The following is a 25,854-nucleotide window of genomic DNA, read 5'->3' on the forward strand; positions in this document are numbered from 1 at the left end:
GTCAAACTTACTGGGCAGGTTTGATTTTTAACCTGCGCTTTTCAACAACACCTGTGGCTAACACCACACCGCTTATCACCAGTATCACGCCAGCCCACATCGAGGTCGTGAACTCTTCGTGCAACAGCACTATGCCCCACATGATACCGAAAGCTGGGATCAGATACGCTACTGTCAGCGCGTTACTTGGGCCGACGTTGGCGATCAAACGAAAGTACAGTAAATACGCCAATGCGGTACATAATGCGCCAAGCGTGATGGCATCAATCCAACTACTTGTTGAAGGCACTGATGTTGGCATAAACCATATGTTCAGCGGTAATAAACATAACGTGGCAGCAAATAAACTGCCAGCAGCCAACGCCATAGGACTGACATCCGTAAGATATTGTTTAGTGAAGCAACCGGCGTAACCATATAAAGCAGTCGCTGCAAGTGTGGCTAAGGTGGGCAATATTGATAGGGCATCGAATGCCGCGGACTGGGCCACACTGAGTATGGCAACGCCAAGGAAACCAACCGACAAACCTATCACTGCGATGCTTGAAATACGCTGCTTTAACCATAACAGTCCTATCAGTGCGGCAAACATGGGAGCCGTGGCGTTCATCACCGAGGCATAACCCGCACCTATGTGCAGCAGCGCGTAGCTAAATAAGCAGAACGGAATGGCGGTATTTGTTAACCCTACGACTAAAATGCCACGCCAATGCTGTGCTATTTGCGTGACTGCTATTTTGTTGCATACAAAAGGCAGCAAGATCAGACTGGCTATGCCAGCTCGCATAGTAATTAGGCTAATAGGACCAAATTCCGGGGTGGCAGTACGGGTAAAAATAAAGGCTGCTCCCCAGATCCCGGCCAGAAATATAAGCTCAATGAAGTTACGCGGTTGCATTGATGTTCCTTATGTTCCTATTTAGGCTCACGCGCACTAAACAGTGGATTTTCTAATAAGAGCAAAAACGCTTTACGTTGCAAGCCACCGGCATACCCAGTAAGTGTGCCGTTTGTACCAATGACTCTATGGCAAGGAACGATGATTGAAATCGGGTTTTTACCGTTGGCACTGCCGACGGCACGAACTGCATTGGGATTGTTTAAGCGCTTAGCGATGTCAGCGTAACTGCAGGTGACGCCATAAGGTATTGCACGCAGCTCTCGCCAAACGTTACGCTGAAATTCAGTACCCGCAGGTGCTAGCGGGAGATCGAACGTTTTGCGCTTTTGCTCAAAGTAATCCGTGAGCTGTTGTTTCGCCTGCTGCAGCAAAGGTGTGCTGCCGTAGGGCTCGTCTTGTTGCTCAACAAAGGCAATGGCGGTAATGGCTTCATCATTAGCGGATATTTTAAGCAATCCACTTTCGGTCGCTAAATAATCACAAAAGGTATGACAGCTAGGCTTATTTTTCATTGGGCTAGGCTCCACAAAGTAAAGGTTAGGTAACTGCGCCAAGGGCGGGCTTTGTCAGCGTCTATATTATGTACTAGCAGCTGCTTTTTGATGACCAGATCACTACTTAACCAAATATCTGCCTGAGACTGTCCGCGTAAATTAGCATAGGCCACCGTCCATGGGCCAATACCTTTGAGTGATAGCCAGTCATCAGGATCGACAGTGGGTTGCTGAGCGTAAAAAACGGCAAACCGACGAAGGGTTTCCCGGCGACTGTTAGGCATGCGTAAGAAACTCAAATCGCTGTTTTCAACCGCTGTAGGAGTGGGAAAGTAGCGGCTTAGCATGGAGTGTGATGGTTGTTCAGGCGACATAGGTTGGCCGAGTGTAGCGACAAGAGTTGCAACTAAATTTATCGCTGCGGTAACGGAAATTTGCTGACCAAGGATCGCCCGGCAACCTGCCTCAAACGTATCCCAAATGCCGGGGATCCGGATACCTGGGGTAATTTGTGCAGGGTTTAGTCCACTAGATATAAGCTGCGTATCTATGGTTGTACTATCGGCGTCTACATCTAATAGGCGTCGTATGTTGTGCAGTACAGGCTTAAGTAGTGACAAGTCATCTATCCCAAGCGTCACTAAAAAGCGGTGTTTATCCGGTTGATGATAAGCGTGAAAATACCCTTGGGTGCCATTAAATATAAATGAACGTGTATAACTTGTTTCGTCAATGTATTCGCAGCCAGCAATCGCGCGCCTAGCTAAAAAATCTCGCATGTGCGGCCAATTATAAGGGGGACGATAAGCGAGCGGAATCACAATGGGCTGTAGGATATTGGTTGGCTTTCTACGTAATTCCTTTGGCGTGCGGCGCATTACCCGCTGCATATTATATTGTAACCGTCTGGCATCACTGAATCCTGCCGCATCGGCCACATGATCTACAGGGAGCTGTGTGTGCTGCAATAGTTGCTTGGCAAATAAAATTTGCTCATACAGTTGATATTGCTTTGGGCTAAGTCCAATGTGAGATACAAGTAGCTGACGTAGGTAACGATCGCTGATCCCGAGTTTCTCGGCGATAGATGTCATGTTTAAGTGTAGGTTTTCGCTCAGTAGTGTAAGCGCACGGCTCACGGTTGTATCTACCCCATTCCAGGCGTGTGAATGGGGAGCACTGTCTGGACGGCAGCGTAAACAGGGCCGATAGCCCGCCAGCATCGCCTGTTGGGCCAGTGTGAAGTACTCAACATTTTCTTCATGGGGCAGTTTTGCCGGGCAAATGGGTCGGCAAAAGATACCGGTTGATTTCACAGCAACAAAAAAGCGTCCATCAAAACGATGATCTCGCGCTAATCTTGCTTGTTGGAAATGTTGCGTTGTAAACATGAATGAACCGAATGTGTTAAGCCATGGACTAATGGTAAACCGGTGAGTGAGTATTATGCGTCGAAAACGGAACTTAAAGCAAAATAGTTACCCAAGTAAGGGGTGAATAATTGCTTGTTGAATTTCGGGGTGAATAAAGCTGATAATACGCGGCCGTTTTGCCCATAGTCAGTAAGAGGAAATTGCCATGTTATTTACCGTTACTTTGGAGTTACCCATTTCACGTGTTTAGATTTTTCTTATTGTTATGCATGGTCTCAGTCAACTTGTTCAGTTCTTTCGCGCACAGTGAAGAGTGGTTAGACGATTTTGCTAAACGCGTAAAGAGCAAGACCTCAAAACAGCGTGTGCCGGGGTATTTGTTTGCTTTAGTTGAAGAAGGCAAGCCTGCAAAAATGGTGGTGTCCGGGAAAACGGCGAGCAATGGAACGGCTATTACACCGCAAACCGTATTTCGTTTGGCCTCAGTGTCGAAAACGTTCACCTCGATACTCATGGCGAAGTTAGTCGAAGAAAATAAGCTGAGTTGGCAAACACCTGTAAAACAAATGACCAATGAATTCAGCTTTGATAACGCCAAAAACTTACAGTTGGCCCATGTTGTTGGCCAGTCCAGTGGCTTTTCGCCGAATGCGTATGACAATTTAATTGAGGCTAATTACCCCGTTAAGCGTGTCTTGAGTATGCTGACGGCGTTAAAACCTTTGTGTACCCCAGGTGAATGTTATACCTACCAAAATACGCTTTTTGGCGTCATCGAAGAATACTTTGAAGAAAACAACACTTCCTATGGGCAACAATTAGAAAACGAAGTGTTGCGTCCATTAAATATGAAAGGTGCCAGTGTAGGACGAGCATCACTGCAAGCATCATCGTCTTGGGCTAAACCTCATGTGGCAATAGCAAAAAACAAATGGCGCAGTGTGCCAGTCAGTGAAGACTATTATCGCTACTCTCCTGCCGCAGGGGTGAACGCCAGTGGTGCTGATATGGTGAAATGGGTTGGTGCGTTATTAGGCGAAAAGCCAAATATTATTGGGCCGCACATTATCGACCAAGTAACTCAGCCAAGGGTGAAAACCAAGCGCGAAATGCACCGCCGGCTATGGAAACGTTATTTAAAAGATGCCCATTATGGTCTTGGATGGCGCGTATATGACTTTGATGGCCATAGGTTGAATTATCATGGTGGTTGGGTAAAAGGTTACCGAGCGGCTGTGTCTTTTGCTCCGGATCAGAAAGTAGGATATTTCATGTTAATGAATGCTGAGTCCAACCTGATTAACGATTTTACCGCGGATTTTTGGGCCAGTTATTTTGAGCAATATGACGAAAAGCAAAAATTGTTGAGCACAGCTAAACCTTAGCTGTATCTGCTGGTAAGTTATGGTGAATAACACCATTAAAAAGCCCAGTATCGCAAAACGATACTGGGCTTTTTGTTGACTATTACCCTGTACTTAACTGGTTTTTAAGTAGGTATACCCTTTTAAACAATCTTCATAGAAGTCGGTCCATTTCACGGCTTCTCGCGGTTTCATCGCACCACTTGAGATATGTTGGTCGATCATTCGTTTCATCGACTGCGCCATTGCATCTGGGTTGTATTGCATTATAGACAATACATCCTGTACTGATGAGCCTTTGACCACTTCTTCGATGTAGAAGTCTTCTGGGTCGTCGTCATCACCAAAAATGTGTACTTCGTTAAGGCGCCCAAATAGGTTATGCATGTCGCCCATAACGTCTTGATATGCCCCCGTTAAGAATAAACCCAAATAATAATCTTCGCCTTTCTTAAGTGGTGGCATAGGCAGCACATCTGAGATGCCGTGATCCACAACGAATTGATCCAATTTACCATCGCTGTCGCAGGTAATATCGACCAAAGAGCAATTCACGGTTGGCTTTTCATTCATGCGAGAAATTGGCACGACCGGCAATACCTGATCAATAGCCCAAGTATCAGCTGCGGACTGAAAAACTGAGAAATTACACAAATACTGAGACGATAAGTTGTAATCCAACTCTTGTAGTTCTTCTGGGACGAACTCCGCATCTTTTAGGCGATGCTGTAATTTCACCATAATTTGCCAATACAAGGTTTCGATTTTACCCAACTCTTCAAGGCTAATAACACGCAACTTGAAAGCGCCAATTGCTTGTTCTTTCCATTGAGATGCATCGTTAAAAATCTCTTGCAGATTATTTTGGCTATCAACGCTCTCTGCTAATTCACGGATGTTATTCAGTAAAATATGATCGGTTGGTAGTTTATCGGTCGGTAATTCTGCGCTATTCGCACGGATCTCACCGACAACTTGCGCTACCACACAGCTATGATGAGCCGTAATAGCCCGGCCACTTTCACTTACTAAAGTTGGATGAGGGACATTTTCTAAGTCACACACTTCACGCATGCCATAGACGACATCAGCCACGTATTCTTCCATGGTGTAATTACGTGAAGAATCATTGGTTGATTTACTGCCGTCATAATCGATGCCTAAACCACCCCCTACATCTACGTACTCTAATTTAAAGCCCATACGGTGCATTTCAGCATAGATACGCCCACCTTCGCTGATGGCTTCTTTCACGGCACGTATGTCGGTTAATTGGCTGCCAATATGGAAATGCAGCAGTTTTAAGCACTCACCCATACCTTCGCTTTCTAGGTAACGGGCCGCACAAATCATCTCGCTGGTGGTGAGACCAAATTTAGCTCGGTCTCCACCTGAACTTTCCCACTTGCCACGACCTTTAACGGTCATTTTTGAGCGTAGCCCAATGATCGGCATGACATCGAGTTGTTTGGCTGCATTAATGAGTAGACTCAATTCTGAGTATTTCTCGATAACAACGATCATCTTTCGGCCGAGTTTGCGCCCAAGCAAAGCTAGCCGCATAAACTCGGCGTCTTTATAACCGTTTAAGATAGTCAGAGAGTCAATGTTGGTGTTGTAGGCCATCACCGTGATAAGTTCTGCCTTTGAACCAGCTTCCAGTCCGTAATTAAAAGGCGCGCCCGCATCGACTATCTCTTCTACTACTTCGCGCATCTGATTTACTTTAACCGGATAAACACCCATGTACTTACCCTGATATTGGGCTTCTTCGATGGTGTTAATAAAGGTCTTATTCAGTGCCGCAACTTGTGAACGCAAGATATCGTGAAAGCGCACAACGACTGGAAATTGAATACCTTCTTGCTTAATCTCGTCAATAACGGATTGGAAGTCGATACGCATATTTTTGTTTGAAAGATCGGGTGTAATTTTTAAATTACCGTTTGCTCCGATCTCGAAGTAACCTGCACCCCAACGTTGAACGCCATATACACGCTCAGCATCATCGATTGTCCAATCAGCTTGCTCTGCCATTACCTTAAATACCTAGTTACGGGACTCTAAAGTCGCGCATTATAGTGAACAAATATCTTCAACGCTACGGAACTGAAGACAGTTTATATAAATCTTTAATTGCTGAATAAAAATTCAGTTACTGGATGTAAACTGCGGCTGTGTTTAGGCACGTATAGCACACTAAAAATACCTGTTTGATACCCCCCTCTTGATAACCGTCTAACTGGGGCGGTATCCAGCATACATTAATGAGTCGGTACAATAAATTATTCTCATTGGTAGCTCTGGCTCACTAATTGCTGAATCTTTACTTTTACAAAACGGTTTGAGAAATATATTAATCGCAATATTGAAATTTGAGCGCAGTGAAACGCATCACTGAACGGCGCAATATTACGCTGAGTAACACTAAACTTTGCTTGACGAAACAACGCTGCTGGTACAGGTTGTTACTAGCAAACAAAACCTATCACAACGGAGCCTCTAGGTACGCTTATGCAGGATAACAATTGCTCAACCCCATCGGTCGATGACCCTGAACATATTTTAGAATTACGTCACTTAACCATCGAAGATTACGCAGATGTAAAAGAGCTAATGGACATCGTCTATTCACAAGTGGGTGGTGCCTGGCCTCTGAAAAACTTTCAATCTCAGTTGAATGTTTTTCCTGAAGGACAAATATGTATTGAAGACAAAGGTAAGGTAGTGGCTGCGGCCATTTCAGTCATCGTTGATTATGACAAGTTTGGTGACAAACATACCTACGATGATATTACCGGCGATGCCTATATGTCGACACACGACCCAAAAGGAGACGTATTGTATGGTGTTGATTTATTTGTGTCTCCAGACTACCGGGGTTTGCGTTTAGGGCGTCGTTTGTATGAGGCGCGAAAAGAAGTCTGTCGCAACTTAAACTTAAAATCGATAGTAGCGGGTGGACGTATCCCCAACTACATGAAGTACGCAGCTCAGATGTCGCCATATGAGTATGTAGAATTGGTTAAGTCAAAGGATATTCACGATCCAATTTTGACTTTTCAATTGTCCAATGGCTTTGAAGTTAAACAGTTACTCAAAGCATATTTTCCGGAAGATAAAGCCTCACACGGCTATGCGACACTTTTACAGTGGCACAACATATATTATGACCCGGAAGAGCCAGAATTATTGGGCAGTCAGCGTAACTCAGCACGCATTGGTTGCATACAATGGCAGATGCGCTACTTCAACGATATTCCCGAGCTATTGCAGCAGGTGGAGTATTTTGTCGATGCCTTGTCAGATTATAAGTGTGATGTGGCATTGTTCCCTGAATTTTTTAACGCGCCTTTAATGGGCATTAAACAAGCAGATACATCAATCGATGCCATCTGGAACTTAGCGACTTATACCGATGAAATACTCACTGAGATTTCACGCCTAGCGGTGTCTTATAATATTAATGTCATCGCTGGATCTGTGCCCGTTATTGAGGACAATGAATTATTCAATGTTAGTTATTTTTGTCACCGAGATGGACGCGTAGAAAGTCAATATAAACTGCATCCTACTCCGCACGAAAAGAAAGATTGGATCATGCAAGGGGGTAACAAGCTGCAAGCATTCGATACTGACTTTGGCAAAGTCGGAATTTTAATTTGTTACGATGTGGAGTTTCCTGAATTGGGAAGGTTGCTGGCCGATCAAGACATTCAAATCTTATTTGTACCTTTTTGGACGGATACTAAAAACGGTTATTTAAGAGTACGTAGATGCTCTCAAGCAAGAGCTATTGAGAATGAATGTTACGTGGCCATCGCGGGTAGTGTGGGTAACTTACCTAAGGTGGATAATGTTGATATTCAGTATGGCCAAACCGCTGTGTTTTCGCCGTCAGATTTCTCATTTCCCCATGATGCTATTGTGTCCGAAACCACACCGAATACGGAAATGACCTTAATTGTTGATTTAGATTTCGATAAATTGAAACAGTTAAAAAATGAAGGTTCTGTACGTAACTATTTAGATCGTCGCCGTGACTTATATGAAGTTAAATGGAAAGGTGAGAGGTAAGTGAGTATTCACTTGTAGGGGGTATGTTAAAGTCAGTATAGACGTAAATAGGCGCACTATACTGACTGCTCCTTTTCTTTTTTGACACTCGCAACATGGCTATTTCGAGTCGTTAGTCATTGCTAACAAATTAATTTTCTATCCTTGGTATTGGAACACTTCTTCCAGAGATTGACCAAATACTTCCGCTATTTTAAAGGCAACTTCTAAGGTTGGTGAATACTTACTTTTTTCAATTGCCATGATGGTTTGGCGTGTCACACCAACTAACTCTGCTAATTCTTTTTGCGTCATTTCATCGGCAAAAAATCGTAACTCTCGGATCTTATTTTTAATGGGAACGTTTGCCACGTTAGGCACCTTTTTTATAGTAAAACAACTGGCTCGAAAAACGTATTAAACAACATGTGTTTTAACCTGAGGAGCCCACCGTAAAATTAAAAAATAATAAGTAATATTATTGATTTTTAATCAGTACAAATTGCCTCGTTCACTGTCCTAATGCTGGGTATATTTTTGATTGAAAAGCGCAATTATCACATGTAAAACCACTTCACCATTATTGTCATTTTGAGGGATTGTGAGAAAATTTGACTTATGGGCATTACGACGTTATTAACGGGTAGGTCAGCTACCTCAATAAGCGAAAATAAAAACCAAAAAATGAATGTTATAGTGAAATTTAAATACTTTTCTCTTTAAAAAATATGGCTCGACCTGAATAAATTCCCATTCGCAGGACGTTAAAACAATCTTCAATTAAAGTAAAGTATTTTTAACTTTAAGTTGGTTTTGTAATTCATTTTGTTACTTTTTATTTCTTAGTGTTTTATTTTTCATTCTCCGATATCCTCATTCCACAATTCTGGTTTGTTGCGAATAAAATTGTTCATCAAAGTGATGCATGCTTCGCTGTGCACCACGTCTATGCTTACACCACGAGACGTGAGCAGTGCTTCTTCACCTTGGAAGGTTCGGTTTTCACCAATCACCACTTTGGGTATGCCGTATAACAATATTGTGCCACTGCACATGCTGCATGGGGATAAAGTTGTATAGAGTGTAGAGGCTTGGTAAACCTTGGCTGGCTGCCGACCTGCATTATTGAGAGCGTCCATTTCGCCGTGCAGGATAGGGCTGCCACTTTGTACACGCTTGTTGTGGCCTCGGCCAATGATTTCTCCGTCGTAAACTAAAACAGAGCCGATCGGTATACCGCCCTCCGCTAATCCTAATTTTGCCTCATCGATAGCTGCCAGCATAAACTTGTCCATGGGATCCTCTTAAACTTTGTTGATTATTAGATATGGTCGCTAAGATATATTCACAGTGAGGTGTACCCCAGCGCACTGTGATAAAAGTGAGCCTTGATAGATTCAGGTCAGTTTAACCATACATGATACCGAAATATCCAGACACGTTTTTAGAGCAAGAATATCAATATGCTATGATAATATCCCTTTGGAAGTAACATGTTTATTCCTTATGTTCTGGCTCTACATTCATTCATCGCTCATTGCTGCCACTGATATATTTTCATCTTAATTTAAGAAAAATGTCATGAGTATTCGTTATCATTGATTAAAATTTAGGAGAATTGAATGACACTTTTGGTTGATACCCATTCGCATACTGTCGCCAGCACGCATGCATACAGCACAGTGCAAGAATATGCAGTACAAGCGAAGCTAAAGGGTATGCAGATGTTTTCCCTTACTGAGCATGGCCCTACTATGCCGGACTCGCCTCATCCGTGGCATTTTGGCAACCGCCACGTGTTACCAAGGCTGGTCGATGGGGTGGCTATTTTACGTGCAATCGAAGCAAATATAATGCCGACAGATGGCGGGCATGACATTCCAAATGGGCTGCATCCATTTCTAGATTTTGCCATTGCAAGTTTTCATGAACCTGTTTTCGCTCCTGCTAACAAAGCGCAAAATACTAAGGCGATGATAAAGACCATTGAGACAGGCGATATTCAAATTATTGGTCACCCAGGTAATCCAAATTTCCCGATTGATCTCAGTGACGTGATTCGCGCAGCGAAAGACAATAATGTTGTGCTCGAAATTAACAACAGTTCTTTCAAAGGTTCACGCTTAGGCAGTGCTCCTAATTGTAAGCAAGTGCTAGAGGTAACCGATCGACTTGATTGGAAGGTGGTGTTGGCCAGTGATGCTCATGTGGCTTACGATGTGGGCAATGACACTTTGAGCATGGCTTGTGCAAACGAAGTGGGTTTTCCACAGGAGCGGATTGTCAATCGAGATGCACATAGTTTTTTGGCCTTTCTCGCTGAACATAACAAGGCCGTAGCAGTAGAACTCAAAGACTGGTTAGCTACGCTCTAATTTAGCCAAGCGGTATGCGAGGGAGCTAAGCATTAACCTTAGCCACAGCATTTTTTGAACTTATTGCCGCTGCCGCACGAACAGGGATCATTGCGATTCGGCTTTTTCTCGAAAGTCTGGGTACCCGGTAGGTTTAACAGAGTATCAAGTTGTACAGTGTTTTCTGGTTTCGTTGGCTCTAAAGTGATTTCGCCATGCAGCTCGTGTTGCGCTAACAGTGTTTCAATTACTGTTTGTCGTTCTTGCGTTTGCACACTTAATATAAGCGGTGCGTTTTCACTGCCTAATTTTGTTTTACGTTTGGTGTTGTAACCAAATCGTTGATATTTTTCCCGAGGGTCGATGCGGCCTTTAAAAAATAATTTAGACATATTCATTCCTAATAACGTTAAAAAATGGGCGCAGATTCTAGCAGCCTTTTCACTAAGTCCCTATTAATACCTATATTTTCAATGGTAATTATAATTACCTTGCCAGCAATTTATGACCAAAAAGTATATTAATGCATACCCATGTATTGCGTTGATTGTTTCCTCAATAATCGTATTGCTGTTTAATCCGCGTCATCTGAGCACGGCTCGTATTAATCTAAGGAATAACCATGTTGAAAATTGTTAAAACCGCCACTGCTATTGCTATCGCCTGCTGTACTACTTTTTCATCTGCCCATGCGGATGTCGTTGAAGATTTGCAAAACATTTGCACCATAGTAAAAGCAGATGATAAAGGCGAATTACGTAAAAAAATGAAGAAAGTAGAAAGCGATTATCGCTTGAAATTACAGGATTATTACACAGGTATAAGCTGTGAAGGCGAGAGTTTAATTCGTATCGCTTTCCTAAACAACGCACTGGAAACAGGCGAGTTAATGATAAAAAAGATGCCAAAAAGCTTATTGAATGCGCCTGAAAGTGACGGTAAAACATTACGCGCTTGGGTGTCTGAGCGTCAGTTAATGGGGTCACCTATAGCGGTCGTGTTGAACGAGCGTATTTAGCGTTTTTATACTATCGAGTTCACACCTAAAAAGCGGCTTATGTTAAGCCGCTTTTTTGTATTTGCGATCAATACAAATATACCCGCTGGTGTTTAGCGAAGGGGGGTTAATACACCCTTGTGCCTAGCGTTAGTCTTGAGCCGCAATTGTTGTTGCAGTGACAGGCTCTAAAAAAATCTGCACATAAGACGCATAGATGCTAACCATGATCACAGGTAACACAATTAACATACCCAAACCTAGGGTAAACATGCCGAACAGCAGCATAGGCAGCATAATCAAACCATACCAAAAAAACGGTAGTGTATTTAAGAAGCAGGCAACAAAGCTTAGTCGTAGTGCAGCATATATAGACAAGTCGTGACGAATGATAAGTACCGGCGCAAACCATAAGGCCATCATTAGTGGGATCAATAATAGGCTGGCGATTAATACTGATAATGCTAGACCGTTAAAATCTATATCGGTTGGTAAGCTTTCCAAGTTTCCGCTTAACATAGCTGGGTACATATCCCCCAATGATATCCACATGATAGCACCCGATACCAACATGCTGACAAGGCCCAGACCCACAAGTTTAGGCAGATTCTGTTTCAACCCGGCAAACATGTAATTGCTGGTAAATGCGTTTCCTTTATGTGCTTCATGGCACCCTAGCATCAAGCCAGCAATGAAGACATAATTCATCAGCCCTGAGACTAGCTGACCAACGATGGGTATAAAAGACAGTAATATCGACAAAACGAACCAAATCAATATACAGGTTACCCATGGGCCTGGGGCACGTTTGAATTGTTGTTTACCTTCCCGTAACCAAGAGACGACATCCCTAGTTTTACATGCTTTTGGAAAGACCAGACGATACTCATCACCATCTGGCGATAAAGGGGAGTGGGGAGACGATTGCATAAAGAACTTCACTCGTGGTTGGTTAAACTAGATTTAGCGATTGGCGTATCCTGTCAAAATGAGTCGGCGAGAACAAGAAATAACCGTATTACATGTTGTAACTCTGTGTTGCTAATGTCCCACATTTACACAGGGATAGCATTACATTATTTATAAAAGTCCAATGATTTCAGTTGTTTATGTATTGGCGTAATAATTGCTTTGTATGTTTTGACATTAACTGTTTAACCGAATAAGTCTGTTATTGCTGTCAATCGATTTCATTTGGAGCAATAAATTACTCATTAAAAATTACAGGAGACAATCATGTATTTCTTCGTCATCATAGTATGTGCTCTGACGGCACTTTTATCATTGCGAAATGTGGCTATGTTAGAAGGAGTAGTGCATGGTCTTGGCAAGATAGTTTGTTACTTAGGTTTAATTTTATTCATGGTTAATACCTTAGTAAGAGCAATACTCAATCGCTTGAATATTCGAGCAGCGTAAATCAAAGGAACTAATATGAAAAATACATTTACTAAAACAGCTATGGTGATATTTGTTGCTTCACTTTCTCTTGCTGCATGTAGTGAGAAAAAAGAAGCGACTACAGGTGAACAATTAGATTCAGCCGTGCAAACCAGTAAAGAAAAAATGGAATCTGCTGGCGAGAAGAGCAAAGACATGTACGAAGACGCGAAAAATTCAAGTGCTGAAGCGTATGAAGATGCAAAAGAAGAGAGTGTAGAGGCATATGAAGATGCTAAGGATGCATCAAAAGAAGCCTATGAAAATGCCAAGGATAAAGCAAGCGATATGAAAACTGACGCAGCTAATGCAATGGAAGACGCTTGTGAAGACGCAAAGTCGAAAATGGGCGCAGAAGACACTGATTGCTAATAATATTTCTTCCCTTAGGTTAACAAGGGGGATATCAATTCATATAAAAATGCCGCTCATATAGGTGAGCGGCATTTTTTATGTTATTTAAGTTATGCGAGTTGGTTGAACAGCGATTCTAAATTTAATCCTTTATGACCCAGCATATCTTTTAATCTGCGTAATGCTTCAACTTGTATCTGGCGAACCCGTTCACGGGTCAAACCAATTTCGACCCCCACGTCTTCTAATGTGGAAGGCTCATAGCCCAAAAGCCCAAAACGTCTCGCTAACACTTCACGTTGTTTTGGATTCAGATCTTCTAGCCAGCCTACAATACTCAATTTTATATTTTTGTCTTGCAGATCCTCTTCAGGATCATGGCCTTTGTCGTCGGCGATGATATCCAACAATACATTATCGTTTTCGCTACCTATGGGGGTATCGACTGAGGTAATACGCTCATTTAATCGCAGCATTTTAGTCACATCTGCGACTGGCCTTTGTACGGCATCTGCAATCTCTTGGGCGGTGGGCTCATGATCGAGTTTCTGGGCTAATTCTCGCGAGGTACGCAAGTAGACATTTAGCTCTTTTACTACGTGAATGGGCAAGCGTATGGTGCGGGTCTGGTTCATTATGGCCCGTTCAATGGTCTGGCGGATCCACCAAGTCGCGTATGTAGAGAAACGAAAGCCACGCTCGGGGTCGAACTTTTCAACGGCTCGAATAAGGCCTAAATTTCCTTCTTCCACTAAGTCGAGCAAAGCCAAACCGCGGTTGTTGTAACGCCTTGCTATCTTAACGACTAAGCGTAGGTTGCTGACGATCATTCGTTGTCTGGAGGCTTCGTCGCCTTTAAGGGCTCGGCGAGAGAAGTACACTTCTTCTTCTGCTGATAACAGCGGAGAAAAACCTATTTCGCCTAAGTATAATTGGGTTGCATCGAGGTTTTTACTGGGAGCTTCTTTGCTCGAGACTATGTCTCTGAATTTATCTTCAGAGGCTTTTTCTGCTTTGATTAATTCTTTCTCAACGGCTTGTTCTATGTCGTCAACTATATCTAACTCTATGGTATCGCTGTCTTGATGACTCATGGGTGACTCCTTAGCTAAAACAAATTCCTAAACTTCTCCTGATTTTTTTATATTTATTTATTGTTATTATCGTTTAGGCAGATAGCGTAGCGGGTCTACTGATTGGCCCTTGTAGCGCACTTCAAAATGAAGTTTGACTGTGTCGGAACCGCTTTTTCCCATAGTCGCAATTTTTTGTCCTGCCCTAACCCACTGTTGTTCTTTCACTAGGATGCTGTCGTTGTGTGCATAAGCGCTCAAAAATGAATCTGAATGCTTCACTATAACTAGCTTTCCATATCCACGCAGGGCATCCCCTGTGTAAACAACTTTGCCTGCAGCAGTCGCCAAAATAGGTGACCCTAAAGTTCCATTAAAATCTAAGCCTTTGTTGCCGTGTTCTGTGTTGGAAAAACCACGTGAAACGGTATTTTTAGTTGGCCATAGCCATGCTGTGATCTTATTCGGGAACTCACTACTGGAAGAGGTAATCACCTCTTTTTTAACAGTGGCGTTAGATTCACCATACGCCTGCTTTTTAGGGGGGTCAACTACTTGATTTGATTTTGATTTTGAACTCAGACCAGTGCCATTATTAGACTTTTTGATGATTGACCTTGATTGTTTTTTGAGCGTTAAACGTTGGCCAGGGAAGATATTATACGGAGGTCGTATATTGTTGAAGCGGGCAATATCGCGGTAATCTTGTCCGCTTTTCCAGGAAATTGAAAAGAGTGTATCGCCCTTTTCAACGGTATAGATTTGCGAATTATAGGATGATTTTTGGACATCCCGAAAGGTTTTTCCTTGGTACAGTTCGGCTACTGGCGCGGGGGCCTTACGACCCGAACAAGCCGTTAATAGCAGACAACAAAAAAGCACACACCACCCGTATGCTCCTTTCATGGGCAAAGCTTGCTTAGGTGGTGGCAAAAAATCGCTGAATGTAACACTAGGTCTAAGGCTAACAAGCTCACTCCCGAGGTGTTGAACCTACTTTATCCAGTAATAATACTATGCCCGCCCCAAATATCGTTAGCGCGATGGCGTACCATACATAAGAGGGCTGACCCGTCATTATTTCGAATGAGTGAGGTAACATATTTTCTTGCACCAAGGGGATAGTTTTACCATGACTATTCACCGTTGATTCTAAGGTGTGTTTCCACGGCCAGACCTTATTCAGCGAACCGAGCATAAAGCCACCCAGCAGTGCTAACGTGAGCGTGCGATGCACGCTAAACATCCAATTTAGAATGCGTGAGAAGCTCAGCAGCCCTACCACACAGCCCGCAGCAAAAAGGCTCAAAATTGATATTTCGAGGTTTTTCACGGCCGTTAAAATTGGCGTATACATTCCCAATAGCAATAAAATAAAACTGCCTGAAATACCGGGCAAAATCATGGCGCATATGGCTAACATGCCAGATAAAAAGATGAATAAATTAGTGGGCTCAATCGCACTTGGGGGGATCATGGTTATTAAATAGGCCGCTAGAGTACCCATTAAAAAGAAAATCACGGTATTGAGTTTCCATGTCTCAATATGTCTTATAAGCGACCAGATTGCGGCCAATATTAAACCGAAGAAAAACGACCATAATAAGACGGGATAGGTGTCTAGCCAGTACAATACGATCCTAGAAACGGTCAAGATGCTCAATAAGATACCAAACAGCAGGGTAGTGAGAAAAGTGCCATTAATATGCTGCCACATTGCGCCAAACCCTTGACGAAGAAGCACCTTAATTGCTTCGGGGCCACACTGCTTTAAGGAATAGATGAGTTCTTCATAAATTCCGGTAATAAACGCAATTGTACCTCCGGATACACCAGGTACAGCGTCTGCTGCACCCATTACCATGCCTTTTGCCATTAGGGCTAGGGATTCTTTCCATGATCGTTTACGTTGCATTATTTTCCAGCCAATAAAAATTGTTATCAGTACCCAAGATTCATTGTCTTGGGTAGCTTTGTCAGATTGGTATAAGGCACATCAAATGATGTCCCCTGCGACAAGTGGTACGAAGCGTACCGCTTCAATTATTTGTTCGTTAAACTCTTCTCCCTCTCGGGTAATACAATGCAGTTGCTGACTTTGTTCGCCAACAGGAATAATTAGGCGACCACCGTCGTTGAGTTGCTCGACTAATTTCGCTGGCACCTGACTTGCTGCGGCTGTGACAATTATGGCATCAAACGGCCCTTTACTTGCCCAACCTTGCCACCCATCACCGTGCTTCATGGAGACATTGTGTAAATCTAATTGGTTCATTCTGCGCTTTGCTTGAAATTGCAGACTCTTGATCCGCTCTACGCTGAATACCTTGTCAAATAATTGCGCCAATATGGCGGTTTGATAACCTGAGCCCGTGCCGATTTCGAGTACTGCCTTTGGCGCATTGCTTGAAGCTAACAGCAACTCAGTCATTTTTGCGACAATATAAGGCTGAGAAATCGTTTGGCCTTGACCAATAGGCAAAGCCGTATTCTGATATGCTTTGTGACGCAATGCGTCGGGCAAAAACAATTCTCTAGGAATGCATGCCACTGCATTTAGGACCGAAGCATTATGGATGCCTTCATGTTTTAACAGGTGGGCTAGGCTTTCCCCTTTGCGTGAAGAAACTCTCATTTAACTGTTTATCCAACGTGTGTGTTATTAATGCCAAATGGTGAACGGCGATAATCACTTAATCGAGTGTATTATGCCGTTTCTAATCATTATATTTTCGTTATCCATTGTCGCACATCCTCAAGGGATTGATGAGCGGTCATATCCACTGACAAAGGGGTAACTGAGCAATACCCTTCACTAATTGCATGAAAATCGGTCCCTGGACCTGCATCTTGCTCGTCACCTACGGTGCCATACCAATAAATTGTTTTCCCTCTTGGGTCTACATCCTTGATCATGGTTTTAGCTCTGTGCCGCCGGCCTTGGCGAGTCACTTTTATCCCTTTGATTTCGTCGTAGGGCAAATCAGGAATGTTGACGTTTAAAATCTGATCGGCTGGCAATGGATGGGCCTGTAAGTGCTCTACAATGCGCCGCACAAACTTAGCCGCGCTGATAAAGTTATCACTGGTGTGCGCACATAGCGATACCGCAATGGCGGGTAATCCCATGTATCTACCTTCAGTTGCTGCCGCCACTGTGCCTGAGTAAATAACATCGTCTCCCAGATTTGCACCGTGATTAATTCCTGATATGACCAATTCAGGATCTTGCTGCAAAAAACTGTTTACCCCCACATGCACACAATCAGAAGGAGTGCCGTTGACCGCATAAAACCCACTTTGCATACGCTCCATGCGTAAAGGATGTTGTAACGATAGCGCGTTGCTCGCCCCGCTACAGTTACGATCAGGTGCGATAACGGTTAACTCGTGTTCCTCATTTAGCTCTCGGTATAATTCAGCTAAACCTTGGGCAAACACTCCATCATCATTGCTGAGGAGAATTCTCATTCTGAGGGACCTATTTCTGCTGTTTCTACGTTCAATATCTCACGTAATACAGAAGTAGCAAAGGTACCTGCGGGCAGATCAAAGGCAATACGTAAATGGTCTTGCTCCCTCGACCAACTTAGATTTTCAGGATACAAAACGATAGGACGTCGTTCTTGCTCTAAGCCCAAAGAAATCAAAGTTTCCGTGACTTTAGGGTGTTTTGCAGCAACGCGCGTTTCAAATGCCAAGGTCGCACCCGTCGAAGGCAATTCACCTTTGCCCCATAGGGGTGCTGACAGCGTTATGTCACGCTCTGTTAAACGTTTTCTGATGTCGTCATCTATGGCTTCGCTAACGAAATAGCTGGCGTTACCGGCTAGTGACATTACATCACCGCTGATGGGAGTGGCGAAATGACCTGCTTGGATACGTTCACTGAGTATTTCGTTGAATAACCATGAGCGCAGCGCAGATATCGCCATCGAACGCTTGTTGCGGTTGCGTATCGCTTCTCCGTTAATCATTTTTTCAGCGAGTACTAAGTTACTGCCCTTGGGATCGTAGCGGCTATCACCAAATCGCTGGGGACCATAATAGTTTGGCGCGCCATTTTTACATACCTGTTCGATACGTCCGGCCAAGCCGTCTGGGGACGTGATATTGCGCAGTAAAATTGTAAATTTATTCCCTTTCAATGCCCCTGTGCGCAGTTTTTTATTATGCCGGATAGCTTTAACGACCTTGGCGCCGGGTACATTCAAGGCTGACCAGTCGTATTCGGCTTTGCCTGGTTTATGTACACCAAACCATTGTTCACTGACCGAATGTTTGTCTTTACGACCGGCATATGTGACTGCGCGTAACGGCAGTTGAGCAAATTTGGCAATTTGTTCCGCTAAATAAGCAGTGTTGAGTCCCTCTTTTCGCACCCAAAGGTAAATATGCTCACCTTCACCTTGGGGATCGTAGCCGAGTATTTCTTGCACAACAAAATCGTCAGCTTGTTGTTTAAATATGCCACAGGTAGCAGGTTTGGGATGCAGGTAAAACCAATTGTCAATTTGCATCGTTATTTGATTACTTCGCTTGCTGTTAACAAGACCACTGCGTAACAGGCAATTCCTTCTTTGCGTCCAGCAAAGCCTAATTTTTCTGTCGTGGTGGCTTTTACGTTGACTTGATTCAATTGTGCGCTTACGTCTTGTGCAATATTTTCACACATAGTGGCTATGTGAGGAGCCATTTTAGGCGCCTGAGCGACTATGGTTAAATCCAGGTTGCCGATTTGATAACCGTGCTCTTCTACTAGTTTCATTACATGACGCAATAATACTCGGCTGTCAGCACCTTTGAATTGTGCGTCAGTGTCAGGGAAGTGTCGGCCTATATCACCTAGGGCGAGTGCGCCGAGTAAAGCGTCGCATAATGCATGTAAGGCAACATCACCATCGGAGTGGGCGAGTAGACCTTGTTCATGGTCAATTTTAACGCCGCAAATGGTAATGGGCCCACTGTCGCCAAATTTATGTACGTCGTAACCATGACCTATACGTATATTCATAAAGCTGCCTTGTGTTGAAGATAAAATTCGGCCAATTGTAAGTCCTCTGGTTGGGTCACTTTAATATTACTCCCTCGGCCTTCAACCAAATGCACCGTACCTTGTGCCCATTCTATAGCGGAGGCTTCATCGGTTATTTTAACCTGAGACCTAGCTGCCTTGTGCAGGGCGTCACGCAGTTGAACCAACGGGAAAAATTGTGGTGTAAGGGCATGCCATAAATTATCACGACTTTCGGTGTGGGTTATCTCTTGTAAATCATTAGCACGCTTCATCGTATCGCGAACACGACAAGCGAGTATCGCACCGTATGCTGAGCGTTGAGCGACTAGCAACAGTTTGCTCAAGTCGTCATGATCCAAGCATGGACGTGCCGCATCATGCACCAATACCCATTTTTCGTTGTTCATGCTATCGAGCCCAGCAAGTACAGAGTCGGCGCGCTCATTGCCTCCGTCAACCCGTGTTATCCAAGATTTTGATGCTAGGGGTAAGCTGGCAAAGTAATCGTCTTTTGCATTGAGAACAACGATGACATGTTTAATTTGTGGATGTGCATAAAGGTTTTCTAGGGTGTGTTCTAAAATTGTTTTGCCGGCTATGGTCAAATATTGCTTGGGTCTATCGGCTAGCATTCGTTGACCTATGCCTGCGGCAGGCACGATCACTGTGTATTGGGGGAGTGAGGACATATTAGGTCAATCTTCGCTGGGTAATATACGATAAAAGGTTTCACCCTGTTTAATCAAACCAAGCTCGTTTCTTGCTCTTTCTTCTACCGCTTCAAGACCTACTTTAAGATCCCGAATATCAGCCTCAAGCAAGTTGTTTCGCTGTAACAGCCCCGCGTTCTGCTCTGCTTGCTCGGCCACTGATTGTTCCATTGCAACATACTCGGGAATACTATTTTTGCCAAACCATAAACGATATTGTAATGCAGCCAACAAAGCAAAAAGGAGTATGGGTACTACTTTCATGATTGTTGGCTCCTTGTAAGACTGATGAATAATTCGTTGGGCGTATTATGCCGAGGTTTTAACGGCGCGGCTAGTGAAACGCTTGGTCTAGGTTGGTGTTCTGCCAGCTGACGGATAAAAAAGGCCAGTTTGGGATAAACTGGCCTCATATCAATAGATGATTTGCGCCAACAACAAAGAGGATCGCGTTCATAAGCACATCAGGATCAGTTAAAAAGTTTGCCTTTTAGCTTATCTTTTAATTTATCTTTGAGTTCGTCTTTCTTTTTATCTACCACGCTATTTAACTTGCTATCCAGCATGCCTTGTATACTGCTTAAGTCACCATCAGCAAGTTTTTCCCAATCCAACCATTGGCTCATTTCAGAATCGGTTGCGCCTAACGGCCCTTCGATTTTAGCATTGAGTTTCTGTTTAAGCTCAGCGAGCTTGCTATTTTGGTCGCCACTTAGATTAGACAACATGGCACTAGCCAATTGTTTGTCTAAATCAGAGCTAAAGCTTAAATCCATATCACCCAAAGTACCGCTAATATCTGAGTTGATGCTCATATTAGATAAACCTGTTAAGGTTTCAGCAATCACATTCGTGAGGTTGTTACTGCCGGTTGCGGTAAGTTGCAATTGACTAAGCGCCGCGTTGCCTGAACCTGAAATGACGTTTTTATTGATACTTGCCTTACCTGAACTAGACAATAAACCTTTAAGTAAAGTAGATGACAGTTTTTCTTGGTTCAGCAGGTCTACATCCGCTAACGCCAGCCCGCGTAAATTCCAATCCTGATTGGCTTTTACGCCCGTGTCGTTCAACCAAAAATCGCCATTTAATTTTAGTGATTGCCATAACGAACTGGCATTTGAATCGACTTTAAATGTGGTAGGACGGCCGATTTTGTCATGTTGGTTGGTAATGTCATGCCATATACTTAGCACACTTTCCGTACGCCATTTGATAGAAATATCTGCATTTCGAACCAAAAAGTCGGGTAGCGCAGCGGTATCGTCGAACGCTACCCAGCGACCGTTATACGCTTGCTCTTCCGCCTGTTCTGCTTTGCTGCTGGCTAACATTGGGGCCGCTAAATCGTAAGCGCCCAGCACATACTGGCTGAATTCGCCGGCTTTTTCTCCAAATACCATAGTGGTGACATCTTTAATCGCCCCTTCATCGCCGGCAATTAACGCTTGTAGTTGTGCGTAATCTTCCCCTGGTGCTGATTTTAACTTAGCTAGCTTAGGTGCCATGTCGCCCTTTGCTGCACTTGCTGCTTCTTTAAACTCTGTCAGTTTGCGCTTGTCGGTTTGAATTTCTGCACGCAGGGCATCAAATTCTTCTTTTGCCTTAGCCAGTTCTACCAGGTTTTTATAATCAGTGTTAGTGATCGTCTCAACGCGTTTTTTGTAGTTTTCTAAAGCATCTTTACTGGGTAGTTGCTGGTATTTTTCTTTTAATATCTCGCTATGCTTTTTATAGGCCGCTTGAGTTTCCTCTACTGCTTTGGTCGTTTTGAGCGGCGACTGGGCGAGTATTTCATCCACGCTGGGCAGGTTTTTAGGGTCGAACGCTTCTTGCAGTTCTTCTTTTATTGCCGCACTAGCAGTGCGATATACCGCGCCCTCAGATTCTCTCGGTTGAGCGAATTGCACACCACTAATGGTCAGGTCATCAATAATCACTTTACGCAATAATAAGGGAGCCAGCTCAATTTGCGCCGTGACTTCATCGGCTTGCACTTGGTTCAACGTGGGAGTAGCGGGATCCGTTAACTGAATGCCGGTTAACGTTACCCCAAATGGGGAAAATGTATGGGTGACTTGGGCTATATTCACTTCCGCACCTGTGCTGGACTCTAAGCCCTTTTCTGCGGCGAGCTTAATCCAAAAATCTAAAAACAGAATAACGATAGCAGCAATCAGCCCTGTGATAACGAAGAATGCGATAAGCCCAGGCCAACGAATGAGTTTTTGCATATTACTCTCCTAATGCTTGGTAAAGTTGGAACACACGACTACTTTTGATGACCTGAACAATTTTCAGTTTGTTGACCCACTGCATGAACCTTACGCGGTATTGAACAATCAATACTTTGCTGATAACCAAAATAAAAGGGGCTAAAATTAAGCTGAACAATAAGCTGCCTAATGTGAGGGTATGGTAAAATTGCATAAGCTGACCGAAGGTCGAATTGTAGAGGTTAGTCCACATCCCATTTAAGTCTGAGGATGTGAGTAGAGATTCACCAATATCCGCCATCATAGGGTTGAGTATTAAGGTAAAGCCGGAAAATAGTGCGTAGGCGAGTAAAAACGTACTAAGATTAACGCGTAAAAAAAGTACGATAAACAGAATCAAAACGCTGTGTAAACCCAGAAAAGGGGTTAAACCCATTATCATTCCTAACATGACACCAAAAGCCAGTTGCCAGGGGCTATCGTCCGAGTTCAATGCTTTTAGCAGCTTAGCTAATAGTTGCATAGGTAAGTCCTTATATTACTTGTAATTTCAATCATGAATAACGTTAGCTGCGACTGACCAGTTCATCAACCGCAATAAAGCTGCCAAGTGATAGCAAAAGACCACCACTGAGGCGGTTTTGCCATATTTCAAAAGCGGGATGACGGGTTAACCATTTCCCCAATTTTCCCGCAAGTAGTGCTACACATACGTCGCAAATAAAGGCGATCAGTGCATACATCATACCTAATACAGCAAATTGGCCGATCACTGCGCCTGACTCAGGCTTAATAAATTGCGGTAAAAAAGCAATAAAAAACAGCGCAGTTTTTGGGTTGGTTAGTTCAACGACAATACTCTGGGCAAAAATACGCGGAATAGGCATCAAAGTAACACGAGGTTTGCTGTCGTCATGCTTGTTACTAAAGAGGTATAGCCAACCTAGGTAGAGCAAATAAGCTGCACCGGCAAGCTTTAATAACATAAAGGCTAAAGGGGAGTAGATAAATATCGCCGCCAAACCAAATGCCGTGGCCAGAACATAGACAAACGATCCCACTGCCATACCACCTGCCGCGGCGATACCAGCTTGCTGTCCTTGGCCTATGCTGCGCGCCATTATATAAAGGTTGGATGGACCTGGTGACAGACTTAACAGCAATGCTGCAAGAGAGAAAGACAGCAATATGTCCATTGATGGCATCAATAAATCCTTAATGTTAAAAAAAAAGCCGCCTTTGGGCGGCTTTATAATTTATGCGGGATAGCGTACAAATTTACATCCAAGTGTCGCTTTTGCGACGTTTTTTCGGCAAGTAAGCAACGATCACACCTAAAATCAGACTGATGAGTGCCACAATACCACCGCGTGTGAACCACTGCATTTTGGCTGTTTGATCTGCTGAATCTAGTTTTTGGCTAAAATCGGCATTTTGTTCTTCAAGGGTTTTAAGCTGTTTGGTGAGCTTACTATTCTGGGTTTGCAGCTCAGAAAATTGCTGACGTAAGGTTTCGTTTTCAGTTTGTTGCGCACTGGTATTTTGCGTTGCATCAGCAAGTTGCTGTTGAAGCCCAGGTACTAACTCTCGTAAACTTTTCTGCGGGCTGACAAACTCGCCATCTACCCAGCCTGTGCGGTCTTTGTCATCGACAATTTCTACGTAATTACTGTCACTGTCTGTACGCAATACTTGTACTTCAGCGCCTGCAATAACAGAACCTAAAATACGGTAATTTCTACCGGGTCCTGAATGTAAAAAGGTAAATAAATCATCCGAAATATATTGCGTTTCCCCTTGTGGCTGTTGAGCACTTGCTTGGGTAATTGGCAACAAAAATAAGGCGCAGGTAACACTGATCAAAAATCGCTTTAGCATAATAAATATATAGTCTCTGAATGTCTGGCTCGATCTTATGGCCTAGCTATTGGAAAGGCAAGAGGTGAACCGGATTAGTCTTAAACCTTGACCTTTGCGTTGTACTGCTTAAGGGGGAAAGGTAAGGTACTTTTTTAAAATTAAATGACAGTCACTATGGACATAGAAATTGAATTAAAGTTGCTCGCAACCCCAAGCGCACAGCAAGATATTTCATCTTGGTTAATGCAAAGTGCGATAAATTACACGGATTCTGCCGGTAAGCAACTGCGCAATGATTACTTCGAAACTCCCCAGAGAACATTACGCAAGCATGACATCGGTTTGCGCATTCGTGGCTGCAACGGTGAATTTGAACAAACGATAAAAACCAAAGGACGTGTGGTAGCGGGTATGCACCATCGGCCAGAATATAATGTTCCTATCGCCAGTCCAGACTTACAGTTAACGCTATTTGATCCTAGGATTTGGCCGGAATCAGTAAGTATTGTCATGCTAGAGAAAGAGTTATACCTGATGTTTTCAACTGACTTTTTCAGGGATACCTTTTTACTGACGTTGACCGACGGCTCACAGATCGAGTTAGTCATAGATATTGGCAGCGTTAGTGCTGGCGGACGCAATCTTGATATTTGTGAAGTAGAGCTCGAATTAAAAAGTGGCTCTGCCGGCGCTATATTTTATATTGCTAAACAACTCGCTGACATCACTCCCTTACGCTTCGGCTTGCAATCTAAAGCCGCGCGCGGGTACCGCTTAGCAGATAACCTTCAACAGGAGCATTACCAAGCGCCGGAAAATTTCACCGTAAACGCTGGCCTATCTATTATCCAAAATGCACTGTCCGGTCTGGAGCAAGCATTTGCTGTGTGGCAGCAAGGGGAAGCTGCATTTTATCAAAGTCAGAGCATAGATGACTGGCGCACCATGACTGCCGGTATGCGTTTGGTGCAAGGCTCGTTGGATTTGTATCAAGCCCAATTTGCCTCGTCATTAGGCCAAGAGATCTCCTCACTCAGTGAGCAAGTAGCACATCTACTGCACCAACAACAGGAGGTTGATTTATATATACAGGCACTCAATCTCACTGAAAGTAGCTTTCTTGCCGATGCACCACAAGCGTCTGTACTTAAAGCTGAGCTGGTAAGGTTGGTTGCCAGTTCAGACTTACTGACAAAACTAAACGAGCTACTCACTGATCGGCAATATATGCAGTTACAACTGAGTATTGGTGCACTCCTTGTGGAAGGGGTAAATGCGCATATAACTGATGATAGTGATTTGAAGAGTTTTGTGCACAGGACTTTGCGTCATCTCGATAGCCACTCAGAAAATGAATGCAACAAGTTAGCCGTTTGCAAGGTCTTGTGGTTAGAGCTGAAATTGCCAAAACTTCTTGATTGTCCTGTTGCTCCATGGTCTGTTTTACGTCAAGAAGATCAAACTAGCTTGAGTGCTGGTCTTATTGCGTTGCTGAAACAAGGTGAATTAGCGTTAACGCCTGAAATAAGTGAAAAAGTACGTATTTGGTGTACTAAGATTTAATCGATTTAACTAATCGGTTTTTCGTACTTTCATCTTTTTTGTTAAATGGCATGCTAGTTAACATAACGCGAGCGCGGTTGAT

General features: G+C 43.5%; 28 protein-coding genes. 7 read left to right on the forward strand and 21 right to left on the reverse strand.

What is annotated here, in order from left to right; all coding sequences use genetic code 11:
* Window positions 1-7 precede the first annotated feature (7 nt).
* Genes GPLA_RS04020 through GPLA_RS04030 form a run of 3 tightly spaced genes read right to left on the reverse strand, consistent with a single transcriptional unit; the run spans window position 8 to window position 2,786 of the window.
* Window positions 8-898, reverse strand: a complete 891-nt coding sequence (locus GPLA_RS04020) for a DMT family transporter (protein WP_007103549.1) — start codon at window positions 896-898, stop codon at window positions 8-10.
* A 17-nt stretch (window positions 899-915) separates the two neighbouring features.
* A complete protein-coding gene (locus tag GPLA_RS04025; RefSeq protein WP_007103550.1) occupies window positions 916-1,413 on the reverse strand; it encodes a methylated-DNA--[protein]-cysteine S-methyltransferase in 498 nt (165 codons plus the stop codon).
* On the reverse strand, window positions 1,410-2,786 hold the full coding sequence (locus tag GPLA_RS04030) for a DNA-3-methyladenine glycosylase 2 family protein (protein WP_007103551.1): 1,377 nt from the start codon (window positions 2,784-2,786) through the stop codon (window positions 1,410-1,412). The genes GPLA_RS04025 and GPLA_RS04030 overlap by 4 nt, the downstream gene beginning before the upstream one ends.
* Window positions 2,787-3,010: 224 nt before the next feature.
* Here GPLA_RS04030 and GPLA_RS04035 point away from each other — a divergent pair, with 224 nt between their 5' ends.
* Complete coding sequence (locus tag GPLA_RS04035; RefSeq protein WP_040513876.1) at window positions 3,011-4,153, forward strand: serine hydrolase domain-containing protein; 1,143 nt, start codon at window positions 3,011-3,013, stop codon at window positions 4,151-4,153.
* A gap of 93 nt (window positions 4,154-4,246) precedes the next feature.
* Here GPLA_RS04035 and speA read toward each other — a convergent pair whose 3' ends face one another.
* Window positions 4,247-6,169, reverse strand: coding sequence for a biosynthetic arginine decarboxylase (speA, locus tag GPLA_RS04040; protein WP_007103553.1), 1,923 nt, complete (start codon window positions 6,167-6,169; stop codon window positions 4,247-4,249).
* A 477-nt stretch (window positions 6,170-6,646) separates the two neighbouring features.
* On the opposite strand from speA, the gene GPLA_RS04045 reads away from it, so the two are divergent.
* Window positions 6,647-8,209 carry a bifunctional GNAT family N-acetyltransferase/carbon-nitrogen hydrolase family protein gene (locus GPLA_RS04045; RefSeq protein ID WP_007103556.1) on the forward strand — a complete coding sequence of 521 codons (1,563 nt, stop codon included), beginning with the start codon at window positions 6,647-6,649 and terminating at the stop codon, window positions 8,207-8,209.
* Between the two features lie 138 nt (window positions 8,210-8,347).
* Here GPLA_RS04045 and GPLA_RS04050 read toward each other — a convergent pair whose 3' ends face one another.
* Window positions 8,348-8,560 carry a helix-turn-helix transcriptional regulator gene (locus GPLA_RS04050; protein ID WP_007103557.1) on the reverse strand — a complete coding sequence of 71 codons (213 nt, stop codon included), beginning with the start codon at window positions 8,558-8,560 and terminating at the stop codon, window positions 8,348-8,350.
* Window positions 8,561-9,045: 485 nt separating this feature from the next.
* Window positions 9,046-9,483, reverse strand: a complete 438-nt coding sequence (locus GPLA_RS04055) for a nucleoside deaminase (RefSeq protein ID WP_007103558.1) — start codon at window positions 9,481-9,483, stop codon at window positions 9,046-9,048.
* Window positions 9,484-9,810: 327 nt separating this feature from the next.
* On the opposite strand from GPLA_RS04055, the gene GPLA_RS04060 reads away from it, so the two are divergent.
* On the forward strand, window positions 9,811-10,563 hold the full coding sequence (locus tag GPLA_RS04060) for a phosphatase (RefSeq protein WP_007103559.1): 753 nt from the start codon (window positions 9,811-9,813) through the stop codon (window positions 10,561-10,563).
* A 38-nt stretch (window positions 10,564-10,601) separates the two neighbouring features.
* Here the strand turns inward: GPLA_RS04060 and GPLA_RS04065 are convergent, their stop codons facing one another.
* Window positions 10,602-10,934, reverse strand: coding sequence for a PBPRA1643 family SWIM/SEC-C metal-binding motif protein (locus GPLA_RS04065; RefSeq protein ID WP_007103560.1), 333 nt, complete (start codon window positions 10,932-10,934; stop codon window positions 10,602-10,604).
* A gap of 230 nt (window positions 10,935-11,164) precedes the next feature.
* Here GPLA_RS04065 and GPLA_RS04070 point away from each other — a divergent pair, with 230 nt between their 5' ends.
* Window positions 11,165-11,560 carry a DUF3718 domain-containing protein gene (locus GPLA_RS04070; protein ID WP_007103561.1) on the forward strand — a complete coding sequence of 132 codons (396 nt, stop codon included), beginning with the start codon at window positions 11,165-11,167 and terminating at the stop codon, window positions 11,558-11,560.
* A gap of 129 nt (window positions 11,561-11,689) precedes the next feature.
* Here the strand turns inward: GPLA_RS04070 and GPLA_RS04075 are convergent, their stop codons facing one another.
* Window positions 11,690-12,469 carry a BPSS1780 family membrane protein gene (locus tag GPLA_RS04075; RefSeq protein ID WP_007103562.1) on the reverse strand — a complete coding sequence of 260 codons (780 nt, stop codon included), beginning with the start codon at window positions 12,467-12,469 and terminating at the stop codon, window positions 11,690-11,692.
* 306 nt (window positions 12,470-12,775) lie between these two features.
* Between GPLA_RS04075 and GPLA_RS04080 the strand changes: the two genes are divergently transcribed.
* Together GPLA_RS04080 and GPLA_RS04085 are read left to right on the forward strand one after the other, a co-directional pair.
* The gene (locus tag GPLA_RS04080; RefSeq protein ID WP_007103563.1) at window positions 12,776-12,958 is read left to right on the forward strand and encodes a hypothetical protein; all 183 of its coding nucleotides are present in this window, start codon (window positions 12,776-12,778) and stop codon (window positions 12,956-12,958) included.
* A gap of 15 nt (window positions 12,959-12,973) precedes the next feature.
* Complete coding sequence (locus tag GPLA_RS04085) at window positions 12,974-13,351, forward strand: hypothetical protein (protein ID WP_007103564.1); 378 nt, start codon at window positions 12,974-12,976, stop codon at window positions 13,349-13,351.
* Between the two features lie 92 nt (window positions 13,352-13,443).
* On the opposite strand, the gene rpoS is transcribed toward GPLA_RS04085, so the two are convergent.
* The 13 genes from rpoS to GPLA_RS04150 all read right to left on the reverse strand — a co-directional run bounded on the left by rpoS (window position 13,444) and on the right by GPLA_RS04150 (window position 24,227).
* A complete protein-coding gene (gene rpoS, locus GPLA_RS04090) occupies window positions 13,444-14,427 on the reverse strand; it encodes an RNA polymerase sigma factor RpoS (RefSeq protein ID WP_007103565.1) in 984 nt (327 codons plus the stop codon).
* A gap of 66 nt (window positions 14,428-14,493) precedes the next feature.
* Complete coding sequence (locus GPLA_RS04095; protein WP_007103566.1) at window positions 14,494-15,312, reverse strand: peptidoglycan DD-metalloendopeptidase family protein; 819 nt, start codon at window positions 15,310-15,312, stop codon at window positions 14,494-14,496.
* Window positions 15,313-15,379: 67 nt separating this feature from the next.
* Window positions 15,380-16,321 (reverse strand): DUF368 domain-containing protein, encoded by a 942-nt coding sequence (locus GPLA_RS04100; RefSeq protein ID WP_007103567.1) that lies wholly within the window; start codon window positions 16,319-16,321, stop codon window positions 15,380-15,382.
* Between the two features lie 81 nt (window positions 16,322-16,402).
* Window positions 16,403-17,041: a protein-L-isoaspartate(D-aspartate) O-methyltransferase gene (locus GPLA_RS04105; RefSeq protein WP_007103568.1), complete on the reverse strand. Its 639-nt coding sequence runs from the start codon at window positions 17,039-17,041 to the stop codon at window positions 16,403-16,405.
* Between the two features lie 89 nt (window positions 17,042-17,130).
* Window positions 17,131-17,877 carry a 5'/3'-nucleotidase SurE gene (gene surE / locus GPLA_RS04110; protein ID WP_040513877.1) on the reverse strand — a complete coding sequence of 249 codons (747 nt, stop codon included), beginning with the start codon at window positions 17,875-17,877 and terminating at the stop codon, window positions 17,131-17,133.
* Window positions 17,874-18,926: a tRNA pseudouridine(13) synthase TruD gene (gene truD, locus GPLA_RS04115; RefSeq protein WP_007103570.1), complete on the reverse strand. Its 1,053-nt coding sequence runs from the start codon at window positions 18,924-18,926 to the stop codon at window positions 17,874-17,876. The genes surE and truD overlap by 4 nt, the downstream gene beginning before the upstream one ends.
* Window positions 18,927-18,928: 2 nt before the next feature.
* Window positions 18,929-19,420 carry a 2-C-methyl-D-erythritol 2,4-cyclodiphosphate synthase gene (gene ispF / locus GPLA_RS04120; RefSeq protein WP_007103571.1) on the reverse strand — a complete coding sequence of 164 codons (492 nt, stop codon included), beginning with the start codon at window positions 19,418-19,420 and terminating at the stop codon, window positions 18,929-18,931.
* On the reverse strand, window positions 19,417-20,112 hold the full coding sequence (gene ispD, locus GPLA_RS04125) for a 2-C-methyl-D-erythritol 4-phosphate cytidylyltransferase (RefSeq protein ID WP_007103572.1): 696 nt from the start codon (window positions 20,110-20,112) through the stop codon (window positions 19,417-19,419). Before ispD ends, ispF begins: the two co-directional genes overlap by 4 nt.
* A 6-nt stretch (window positions 20,113-20,118) precedes the next feature.
* Window positions 20,119-20,397: a cell division protein FtsB gene (gene ftsB, locus GPLA_RS04130; RefSeq protein ID WP_007103573.1), complete on the reverse strand. Its 279-nt coding sequence runs from the start codon at window positions 20,395-20,397 to the stop codon at window positions 20,119-20,121.
* Between the two features lie 206 nt (window positions 20,398-20,603).
* On the reverse strand, window positions 20,604-22,367 hold the full coding sequence (locus tag GPLA_RS04135) for a TIGR03545 family protein (protein WP_007103574.1): 1,764 nt from the start codon (window positions 22,365-22,367) through the stop codon (window positions 20,604-20,606).
* Between the two features lies 1 nt (window position 22,368).
* Complete coding sequence (locus GPLA_RS04140; RefSeq protein WP_007103575.1) at window positions 22,369-22,872, reverse strand: DUF2062 domain-containing protein; 504 nt, start codon at window positions 22,870-22,872, stop codon at window positions 22,369-22,371.
* A 43-nt stretch (window positions 22,873-22,915) separates the two neighbouring features.
* Entirely contained in the window at window positions 22,916-23,554 is a 639-nt protein-coding gene (locus tag GPLA_RS04145) for a LysE family translocator (protein ID WP_040513879.1), read from the reverse strand.
* A 73-nt stretch (window positions 23,555-23,627) separates the two neighbouring features.
* Window positions 23,628-24,227: a TIGR04211 family SH3 domain-containing protein gene (locus GPLA_RS04150; protein WP_007103578.1), complete on the reverse strand. Its 600-nt coding sequence runs from the start codon at window positions 24,225-24,227 to the stop codon at window positions 23,628-23,630.
* 156 nt (window positions 24,228-24,383) lie between these two features.
* On the opposite strand from GPLA_RS04150, the gene GPLA_RS04155 reads away from it, so the two are divergent.
* Window positions 24,384-25,772, forward strand: a complete 1,389-nt coding sequence (locus GPLA_RS04155) for a CYTH domain-containing protein (protein WP_007103579.1) — start codon at window positions 24,384-24,386, stop codon at window positions 25,770-25,772.
* The last annotated feature ends 82 nt before the right edge of the window (window positions 25,773-25,854 follow it).

The organism is Paraglaciecola polaris LMG 21857, from assembly GCF_000315055.1.
GTDB lineage: Bacteria > Pseudomonadota > Gammaproteobacteria > Enterobacterales > Alteromonadaceae > Paraglaciecola > Paraglaciecola polaris.